Raw genomic sequence first — 8,549 nt, 5'->3', positions numbered from 1 at the left:
GGTTATTTCAAACCATCGCCAAGCTGGGTGGTTGGAGCAATTCCAAGCACACAGGTCGCCCCGGTTGGCTGGCAGTTTGGAAGGGGTGGGCAAAATTACAGACCTGCGTTGAAGGCTGGCGCATAGCGCGCCAGTTCTTGGGTGTAGAGATGTGATAAAGAGATAGTCCTTTAGGGCGGGGAGGATGTCAAAGTCACGGCCCGTAAAATGTCGTCGAACCAGTTGCTGGAGCTTGAGGCACGCCTGAGACAACAGTTACTAGCCAGGTTTGATCCACAACAGGTCAGCCCAGGGGTCAGTGCCGATATTATTTTTGCTCACATTGGCTACAGCAATAATGTCAGTATGCTCACGGCGTCAGCCGCCGCCCTGCTGATTATCTCTTTGCTGATTGGTATCTTGTTGCGCTCTGTCAGGCTTGGACTGGTGAGTGTACTCCCCAACATTCTTCCCGCTTCCATTGCTTTTGGTGTCTGGGGAGTGACAGTAGGTGAAGTGGGTTTGAGTCTGTCTGTGATTGCCAGCATGACTCTGGGCATTGTGGTGGACGATACTATTCACCTTTTGTATCGCTATCAGAGAGCCCGTAAAGAAGGTCGTTCTGAGCAGGATTCTATTATCACTTCGGTCAGGGAAACCGGGGTTGCTATTACCGGCACGACGGTAGTGCTTTGCACAGGCTTTTTTGTTCTGGCCAGTAGCAGCTTTAAAATGAATGCCGACATGGGTCTGATGACGGCCGTGACGATTCTGGTTGCCCTGGTGCTGGATCTGTTACTGGTACCTGCACTCCTGAAACTGACGGCTTCTAAAACCGAGGATTATCCGGAAGCGGTCAATAATTCCTCTGTTCAGCAGTCCTGATATCTTTAATGTGCTCTCACCAGGCAACCTCTTGTCGTGAGGGCACATTCTTTCAGTACAGTTCTATCTCCAGTGTTTTTGCTACCGCATGGGTTCTATTACAAACGCCCAGCTTTTTATAGATATTCTGCAGGTGATATTTAACCAGTTCTTTCACTGGTACCTATCAACCGGCTGATTTCCCAATTGCTCTTGCCTATTTTCAACCAGTGAATCAGTTCTTTCTCTCTGGCTGTCATTGAACAAAGATCGGGGAGTGTTGGACTGCCAGTTGTGGATAACTTATTGGACGCCAGATAAATATGAGGTGCCAGTAAGTAAAGTGAACTGATCTCTTCTTCGGAAGGCTGTCGATCACCAAAAGACAGCATAAAAACCGATAGCTCAGATTTTTTCAGTCTTCCTGCAATGATCAGACGCTTGCCATACTCAGGGTGAACAATGGGATCGAGCAGCGCTGATACATTGGAATTACTGTTGAGCATGGAGGACAGCAGGAAATCATCACACAGTGAATCAGTGCTCAAACAACTTTGCAGTCTTTCCAGAGGAAAGTCGATACAGATTGGCTGTTCCTGACTGCTATCAGAAAGCTTGCCAACAATACTGAAATCAAAAGGAATTTCTTTTTTGAGATTTCTGAACCATTGGTCGATCTCATCCCGGCTTTCAACATCATGCAGGCCCTGAGACATTTCAAAAATACGCAACTTATCCATCATTGCTTACTTTGGGTCACAAAAGTCCATTAATAATTATTCAAGCGAAGAAATATGACAGACAGGAGGTGGAGCCAGCGAATTACCGTGAACCTTTTCCTTTAAAGTTTGAAAGCGGGCAGTGATTCACAGTTTGTTATTGGAATGATAATCGCTCTTTAAGGTTTATTATCAAGTGCTCTTTCAAAAGTAGTTTGAGCAACATTTTGTTATCTGGGAATGTCAGGTGATACTTTCTGTCTGTATGGATATAAGATAACAGCAAAGAATGCATAAGAGAATTTCTGGTTAATCTTTCGCCAGTTCTTCTTGTTAAGAATGTATATAAATGACCATGAACGTTTCTCATGGTTAAGAATTAAATGAACGAACCGGGAGAGTCCCGATGACTGACAAAATGATCAAGTCCAGAGCTGCAGTTGCCTGGGGGCCAGGAAAACCACTGACAATTGAAGAAGTGGACGTTATGCCTCCGCAGAAAGGTGAAGTCCTGGTCAGGATTGTTGCCACAGGCGTTTGCCATACCGACGCTTTTACCCTTTCCGGAGAAGATCCGGAGGGCGTTTTTCCGGCCATTCTGGGTCATGAAGGCGGTGGTATTGTTGAAGCGGTGGGTGAAGGTGTAACCAGTGTTTCAGTAGGCGACCATGTTATTCCACTTTACACGCCGGAATGTGGTGAGTGTAAATTCTGTACCTCAGGCAAAACAAACCTCTGTCAGAAGATTCGTGAAACCCAGGGCAAGGGCTTGATGCCCGATGGTACCACCCGTTTCTACAAGGATGGTGAGCCTATTTATCATTATATGGGCACCTCCACTTTTTCTGAGTATACGGTTCTGCCCGAAATTTCCCTGGCCAAGGTGAATCCAGAAGCTCCATTGGAAGAAGTTTGTCTGCTGGGGTGTGGTGTCACTACCGGAATGGGCGCAGTGATGAATACTGCCAAGGTTCAGGAAGGTGACACCGTGGCTATTTTTGGTCTGGGTGGCATTGGCCTGTCAGCAGTAATTGGTGCTGCTATGGCCAAAGCCAGTCGTATTGTTGTTGTGGACATCAATACGTCCAAGTTTGATCTGGCAACAAAGCTCGGAGCCACTGATTGTGTGAATCCGAAGGACTTCGACAAGCCGATACAGGAAGTCATTGTAGAAATGACCGATGGCGGAGTGGACTTCTCTTTTGAATGTATTGGTAACGTTGATGTGATGCGCTCTGCCCTGGAATGCTGCCATAAGGGCTGGGGTGAATCGGTCATTATTGGTGTCGCCGGTGCCGGTCAGGAAATCTCTACCCGTCCTTTCCAGCTGGTAACCGGTCGCGTATGGCGCGGCACAGCGTTTGGTGGTGTCAAAGGTCGCTCTGAGCTGCCGGGCATTGTTGAACAGTATCTGGCGGGTGAGTTCAAACTGGATGACTTCATTACCCACACCATGGGAATGAAGGACATCAATCGTGCTTTTGATCTGATGCATGAGGGCAGAAGTATTCGCTCTGTAATTCATTATGACCAATAAGCCTGTCGAGAACCTGACAGTCAAAAAAGTCAGTGAGCAAAAATGCTTCGACGGCTGGCATCGGCAGTACTCACATTGGTCAGAAGCTCTTAGCTGCGAAATGCGGTTTGCGGTTTATCTGCCACCCCATGTGGAAGACGGTGACGAAGTTCCGGTGCTGTATTGGCTGTCCGGTCTGACCTGTACCGATGAAAACTTTATGCAGAAAGCCGGTGCTATGCGCCTGGCTTCTGATCTGGGCATCGCTATTGTTGCACCCGATACCAGCCCAAGGGGTGACGGTGTTCCGGATGATCCAGAGGGACAATATGACCTGGGGCTGGGAGCAGGTTTTTATGTCAATGCCACTCAGGCACCGTGGCACCATCATTACAGAATGTATGATTATGTGGTGGAAGAACTGCCTGCACTGATAGAAAAGCACTTTCCGATATCAGAAAAGCGTTCGGTCAGTGGCCACTCTATGGGTGGGCATGGCGCGATGATGATTGCCCTGCGCAATCCTGAGCGTTTCTGCTCGGTGTCAGCTTTCAGTCCTATCAGTCATCCGACCGATTGCCCCTGGGGCCATAAGGCTTTTGGTGCCTATCTGGGCGACGATCAGTCAGCCTGGAAAGCTTACGACAGTGTCGAGTTGTTAAAGCGTTCGGATGCCAGCAACCCTCTACCCATCCTGGTGGATCAGGGGGATGCCGATGGTTTCCTGGCGGAGCAGCTGAAACCGGAGGCTCTTCTGCAGGCTTCTGCTGAAAGTGGTTATCCACTGTCGTTAAGAATGCAGTCTGGCTATGACCATAGCTACTTCTTTATCTCCAGCTTTATTGAGGATCACCTGCGTTTTCATGCAGAGCATCTGGCGGACTGATAAAGGTCAGCAGTCACCGGTAGTTCGGTGACTGCGCATTTGAAAAAGAAGAATTAGCAGACTTTATATTGGCGAAAAGCGTTTTAATGACTGACGTAAATTCAGCGGGTAGCTCACCACGGACAAAAAAGGCTATCTGAATCGGCAACAGACTAATGACAGGCAGGCGCATTTATGAACCTTCGATAGGTTTACCATCTATCGTTATAACTCCATAAACAGACAACTGCGCCACTGTGGAAACATTGATAACAAGATATACTCTACGAACAATAGATTCAGCCTAATAACAAACTTATTATTAAGGGTTGACACAACAGGAGCGACGAAAAATGACGGATATATACCTGAATGTGCCCTATGTAACGCAGAAGAAAATTGGCGGCCATATAATCGGTGGCGAGACCAGAGAGGATCCAACGGGTTGCTGGTATGCGGCAGTCTCCATGCTCGGTTATTACAGGGAACAGGGACCTCGTCTGGGTGTACCCAGCCAATACGTCAAGCTCAATGGGCAGCCGCAAAAAGTCGATAATAAAGGCAACACCGCTGCTCTAGGAGCCTGTCGAACTTACCACTGACCTACTGCGAAAAAGCCGGATTTGGCCATTTTCTATGATTCTTTTCGTTGAATAGCTCGCTATTCGCCTCAAATAATCATAAAAACTGTCTCAAACCGGACTTTTTTTCGCTACGGTCGGCTAAGTCCGACAGACTCCTAGACATCAAGATCCGGGCTTAATGTCTACCCTAAGATGACTTACTATACGGCAGTGTTGTTTTGTTGCATCGCCCTTGATGCCTTAGAGATGGTGTGCCGGGAGCAACCAAGCAAACTCTGTATGTCATTATTGGCTCGTTGCACCCCCTGGGCTTGCCGTCGACGTCGATCGTCATAATCTTTACGGGCGATGGCTGCCAGCATGTCGAGCATCATCCCGTTTAAGGCGGTTAACATCCGTTCTGTAAACGGGTCACTGCTGCTATTGATAAATTGGTGACTGGTCGGAAGGTCGAGTGACACTACTTTCAGACCCTTGGAGTTAATACTGTGCTTTAATTTTTCCCAATCCTCGGCATTTAAACGACTCAATCTGTCTATTTGTTCAACGAGAATGACATCGCCTGGCAGGGCAATTTTTAATAAGTTAAGCAGCTCTGGGCGATCAAGCTTCACCCCGGATTCGTTTTCCTCGAACCAGCAGGCGACCTGGAAGTTCATTCTATCGGCAAATTGGGTGAGTTCCGTTTTGGCCCTTGAGGCGTCTTGTTGATCAGTGGAGGCCCGGAGATAGCCGTAGATGCGTCTGTTCATTTATCCACCCAGAAACAGCGCAGGCCGGATGCCAAAGCGTTTGGCCAGTAGCTCTATCGCGTTCCGCTGCAAGGTTCGTTTGCCATTGAGCACCCTGGACACCATGGTTTTATCGCCAATCTCCGGCAGGTCAGAACCCGTCAGGTTGTGCTGATCCATCAAGGTCCTCAACAAGGCGATATCAACCGGGGTTGATTCAGCCTCTTCAAGAAAGGCCGTCAGTTCATCGCTTTGGGACTCATAGGCTGAAATAGCCTGGCTCAGCAACTCGATCAGCGGGTTCAGGGGATCGTTTACCGTATCGCTGGCGGCCTCCAGAATGTCTTCCAGTGCCTGCAAGGCTCCGTCATAATCGGCTTCATTGCGGATATTCAAATAGGTATGGGCGGTTTCCATAAAGGTCTGGTACGCATCCATCAGTGCGGCTTGTGCCATGTCTCACCTCCGCTGTTTCCTGCTTGCCTTGCGCTACTTCTCGGTTAATTTGTCGTAATCCGCGTGGTTCACAATGTGCTTGATATAAATACGTTTATTCACAAACTGGATAAAAGCCAGAACCCGAAGGTTATTTCCACCGACATCCAGCACCCACCAACGGTCGTTGTACTTAAAATTGTCGAGCGACGGGTACACGGCGGCCAATTCCTCGGGAGTCTTGGGCATGGTTCAAATCCAGTGAACACTTTCCCGTTTGCAGCCGACTCCAAATAAGGCAGATATAACACAGATTGATAAACTCCAAAGGTCTACTATCCGATCATAGAGTTTATACATGCAGAGACGTCTAACTCCAGAACTGAAAAAGTCAATTGCCCTGCAAGCCATCTCCGGAAGCAATGTCACACACCTGGCCCAGAAGCACCAAGTCTGCAGAAACACGGTCTATAGCCAAAAGCTCCTGGCCCAAACGGCAGTCAATGAAGTCTTTCTGGCACCTGTCCCGGATGAGCAGGTTCTGTTTGACCTGCCCGTCACTAATGACTTCCTCCGTCAGGTCGTTCTGGGAATGTTGCTGATCTGCAAAGCGAGCTACCGGGATGTACAGAGGTTTCTGCACGATGTGTTTGACACGGACATCAGTATAGGAACCGTTGCCAACATCCAAAACGACGCTTGCCAGAAGGCCGCTGAAATCAATATTTCCTATCGCCTTGGTGCTATCAGGCAGAGCGCGTCTGATGAGATCTATCACCGCAATAAGCCTCATCTGGCCGTCGTTGATATCCATAGCCGCTTCTGCGCAAGCCTCTCCCGGGAGGATTGTCGTGATGAGGAAACCTGGAGTATTCACCTTTTGGACTTGGTAGACCAAGGCTTCCAGCTTTAAGTGAATATCAGCGACCTGGGCTCGGGAATGAAGAGCGTGTTTAAAGCTGTACTGCCAGTCACTGAACACCGCTTTGACCATTTCCACCTGATCAAAGCCTGCAAGGACCTGGTCCGGTACCTGAAAAACAAGAGAGACTCTGCCATCACCCGCCAGCTCAAGCGGCTGGGACAAATGGAGAAAGCCAGGCGAAAAGGCAAAGGGAACACCCTGTCAGCCAAGCTTACCCAGGCCAGAAAGGAGGTTTTGAAGGCTGAAGCCCTGTACAGCCTGGTAGCCACGCTGACCTCCTGGCTTCAATATGACATTTTGCAATTGCCAGGCCACAACCCGGCTGATCGTGAAGAGCAGTTCGATTTCGTAGTGGCAGAACTGTCCGCTGTAGCCGGTGCCTCACACCGCGTCCAGGCACTGGTAACGTCCCTGAGAAAACAGAAGGAAGCCCTCCTGGCCGTTAGTCATGTACTGAACCGAAAGTTCCAGGCAATCGCGTCCCACTACTCTGTCAGTATTCAGGACGTCTGGGATGTGTGCTATGTAGCCCGGTACGATATCCACACACTTAACTACCACACCAAAGCGGATGAGTTGGCATCCCGGTTGGGTTCTCGCTTTGAACCCATTGAAGATGAGGTGCTGGGCGTGATCGCCACCACTCCCCGTTGCAGCTCAATGGTTGAGAACTTCAACAGCAGGCTCCGTCCTTACCTGGATGCTCGCAAACAGATCACACCTGAGAGCTTGGAGTTGATCCGGTTTTACCTGAACCACCAGGTATTTCTGCGGAGCCAGCATGATTACATGCGGGGCAGGACGCCTGCGGAGGTTCTGACCGGAACATCCCATCCAAACTGGTTGGAAATGCTGGGTTTCCAGCGTTTCAGAAAAGCCGCCTGATCTAACCCGACTATTCGGTAACTTCGATGCCTGTCCATGGCAGGATATCGTGTGCCCGGTGTTCACTAAAAAGTGCTATTTTTGAACCATGCCGTGATTCTTGCTGGGCTTGGCAAAGTGAACGATCCAGTTCTTCTGGTATTGCTCATCCAGCCACTGGTTGAATTCGGTCAGATTGGGGCAGGTGCCTTTCATTGCCTTGGGTAATTTGAGTTCTCCGCGCTTATACGCCTGGCGTATCAGGTTGATAATTTCGTAACGCCACATGGGCATCAGTGTCTTTTTCACGTAGTACAGGGACTTCCAGACGTTGCCATCATCAGCCAGACCACCCAGGGTGATGGACAGGTGTACATGGATATTCCAGAGCAGGCTGCGGCCAAAGGTGTGCAGGGCGGTGAAGATACCCGGCAGGATGCCTTTCTTCTTGGCAAACTTCAGCAGGGGCTTGGCGGCCAGGCGACTGACGTCATTCAGCAGCTGCCGGTTATAGCGAAACAGCTCCCAGAGCACATCGGGCATGGTAAAGGTGATGTGTTGCCAACGCGTGTCGGGCAGGATGTTCTTCTGCTTCTCAATCCATTGATCGGTGAGCTTCTTGCCGCAGGTAGGACACAGACGGCTCTTGCAGCTGAAGCAGATGGTCTTGCGGTGGCTGCAACCAGGACTGGAGCACTGGTAACTGGCATAGCCCAGTATGCTCAGCCCACAGGAGAGCATCCGGGTCACATTGTCGAGGATGGCAGGTCGCATCCGGTGTCGGTATTTCTGGAAGAAGCGCCACCACCGCTGTCTCTTCAGAAACAGCTCTTTCATCTTGGAGGGCGTGCGAATAACGGCTTCCCGTGGCTAGGAGCCTGTCGGACTTAAGACTATTTCGGCCTGAATTCCAGAAAGAACGGCCCAATTATTCGAAGAATTCGATTAAATAGGTCAACTATTCTCACGAATCCATCGAAGCTGTCTAGAACGCTCAAGACTGTCGACTCGTTCTACTGACTCTTCAATAGAGAGTATGCTCGAAAGCATAAGTCCGACAGGCTCCT

General features: G+C 49.5%; 10 protein-coding genes and 1 pseudogene. 6 read left to right on the top strand and 5 right to left on the bottom strand.

All coding sequences use genetic code 11. From position 1 onward, the window contains the following. Positions 1-207 precede the first annotated feature (207 nt). Positions 208-864: an efflux RND transporter permease subunit gene (locus tag ACR2PX_RS12785; RefSeq protein ID WP_433999744.1), complete on the top strand. Its 657-nt coding sequence runs from the start codon at positions 208-210 to the stop codon at positions 862-864. Between the two features lie 140 nt (positions 865-1,004). Here ACR2PX_RS12785 and ACR2PX_RS12780 read toward each other — a convergent pair whose 3' ends face one another. Beyond that, positions 1,005-1,586, bottom strand: a complete 582-nt coding sequence (locus tag ACR2PX_RS12780) for a LuxR C-terminal-related transcriptional regulator (RefSeq protein WP_433999743.1) — start codon at positions 1,584-1,586, stop codon at positions 1,005-1,007. 382 nt (positions 1,587-1,968) lie between these two features. Between ACR2PX_RS12780 and ACR2PX_RS12775 the strand changes: the two genes are divergently transcribed. The 3 genes from ACR2PX_RS12775 to ACR2PX_RS12765 all read left to right on the top strand — a co-directional run bounded on the left by ACR2PX_RS12775 (position 1,969) and on the right by ACR2PX_RS12765 (position 4,545). Further along, a complete protein-coding gene (locus ACR2PX_RS12775; protein ID WP_433999742.1) occupies positions 1,969-3,099 on the top strand; it encodes an S-(hydroxymethyl)glutathione dehydrogenase/class III alcohol dehydrogenase in 1,131 nt (376 codons plus the stop codon). Continuing rightward, entirely contained in the window at positions 3,089-3,964 is an 876-nt protein-coding gene (gene fghA / locus ACR2PX_RS12770; RefSeq protein WP_433999741.1) for an S-formylglutathione hydrolase, read from the top strand. The genes ACR2PX_RS12775 and fghA overlap by 11 nt, the downstream gene beginning before the upstream one ends. 332 nt (positions 3,965-4,296) lie before the next feature. Continuing rightward, positions 4,297-4,545, top strand: a complete 249-nt coding sequence (locus ACR2PX_RS12765) for a papain-like cysteine protease family protein (protein WP_433999740.1) — start codon at positions 4,297-4,299, stop codon at positions 4,543-4,545. Positions 4,546-4,727: 182 nt separating this feature from the next. Here ACR2PX_RS12765 and ACR2PX_RS12760 read toward each other — a convergent pair whose 3' ends face one another. Genes ACR2PX_RS12760 through ACR2PX_RS12750 form a run of 3 tightly spaced genes read right to left on the bottom strand, consistent with a single transcriptional unit; the run spans position 4,728 to position 5,942 of the window. Then, complete coding sequence (locus ACR2PX_RS12760; protein ID WP_433999739.1) at positions 4,728-5,279, bottom strand: recombinase family protein; 552 nt, start codon at positions 5,277-5,279, stop codon at positions 4,728-4,730. Then, entirely contained in the window at positions 5,280-5,714 is a 435-nt protein-coding gene (locus ACR2PX_RS12755) for a helix-turn-helix domain-containing protein (protein ID WP_433999738.1), read from the bottom strand. It abuts the gene before it with no gap. A gap of 33 nt (positions 5,715-5,747) precedes the next feature. After that, positions 5,748-5,942 (bottom strand): type II toxin-antitoxin system HigB family toxin, encoded by a 195-nt coding sequence (locus ACR2PX_RS12750; protein WP_433999737.1) that lies wholly within the window; start codon positions 5,940-5,942, stop codon positions 5,748-5,750. A 109-nt stretch (positions 5,943-6,051) separates the two neighbouring features. Between ACR2PX_RS12750 and ACR2PX_RS12745 the strand changes: the two genes are divergently transcribed. Both ACR2PX_RS12745 and ACR2PX_RS12740 read left to right on the top strand, forming a co-directional pair. Beyond that, the gene (locus ACR2PX_RS12745; RefSeq protein WP_433999736.1) at positions 6,052-6,606 is read left to right on the top strand and encodes a hypothetical protein; all 555 of its coding nucleotides are present in this window, start codon (positions 6,052-6,054) and stop codon (positions 6,604-6,606) included. Between the two features lie 36 nt (positions 6,607-6,642). Further along, positions 6,643-7,503, top strand: coding sequence for a hypothetical protein (locus ACR2PX_RS12740; RefSeq protein WP_433999735.1), 861 nt, complete (start codon positions 6,643-6,645; stop codon positions 7,501-7,503). Positions 7,504-7,596: 93 nt separating this feature from the next. On the opposite strand, the pseudogene ACR2PX_RS12735 reads toward ACR2PX_RS12740, so the two are convergent. After that, a pseudogene (locus ACR2PX_RS12735) lies at positions 7,597-8,337 on the bottom strand (IS91 family transposase); the annotation flags it as partial. Positions 8,338-8,549 lie beyond the last annotated feature (212 nt).

The sequence above is a fragment of the Endozoicomonas sp. genome (assembly GCF_051008435.1).
GTDB lineage: Bacteria > Pseudomonadota > Gammaproteobacteria > Pseudomonadales > Endozoicomonadaceae > Endozoicomonas_A.
This window is presented reverse-complemented; position numbering and strand designations above follow the sequence as displayed.

Coding starts and splice junctions, on each gene's coding strand:
- ACR2PX_RS12745 (WP_433999736.1), top strand. CDS start 6,052: ATGCAGAGACGTCTAACTCCAGAACTGAAAAAGTCAATTGCCCTGCAA.
- ACR2PX_RS12760 (WP_433999739.1), bottom strand. CDS start 5,279: ATGAACAGACGCATCTACGGCTATCTCCGGGCCTCCACTGATCAACAA.
- ACR2PX_RS12785 (WP_433999744.1), top strand. CDS start 208: ATGTCGTCGAACCAGTTGCTGGAGCTTGAGGCACGCCTGAGACAACAG.
- ACR2PX_RS12780 (WP_433999743.1), bottom strand. CDS start 1,586: ATGATGGATAAGTTGCGTATTTTTGAAATGTCTCAGGGCCTGCATGAT.
- ACR2PX_RS12750 (WP_433999737.1), bottom strand. CDS start 5,942: ATGCCCAAGACTCCCGAGGAATTGGCCGCCGTGTACCCGTCGCTCGAC.
- ACR2PX_RS12765 (WP_433999740.1), top strand. CDS start 4,297: ATGACGGATATATACCTGAATGTGCCCTATGTAACGCAGAAGAAAATT.
- fghA (WP_433999741.1), top strand. CDS start 3,089: ATGACCAATAAGCCTGTCGAGAACCTGACAGTCAAAAAAGTCAGTGAG.
- ACR2PX_RS12755 (WP_433999738.1), bottom strand. CDS start 5,714: ATGGCACAAGCCGCACTGATGGATGCGTACCAGACCTTTATGGAAACC.
- ACR2PX_RS12775 (WP_433999742.1), top strand. CDS start 1,969: ATGACTGACAAAATGATCAAGTCCAGAGCTGCAGTTGCCTGGGGGCCA.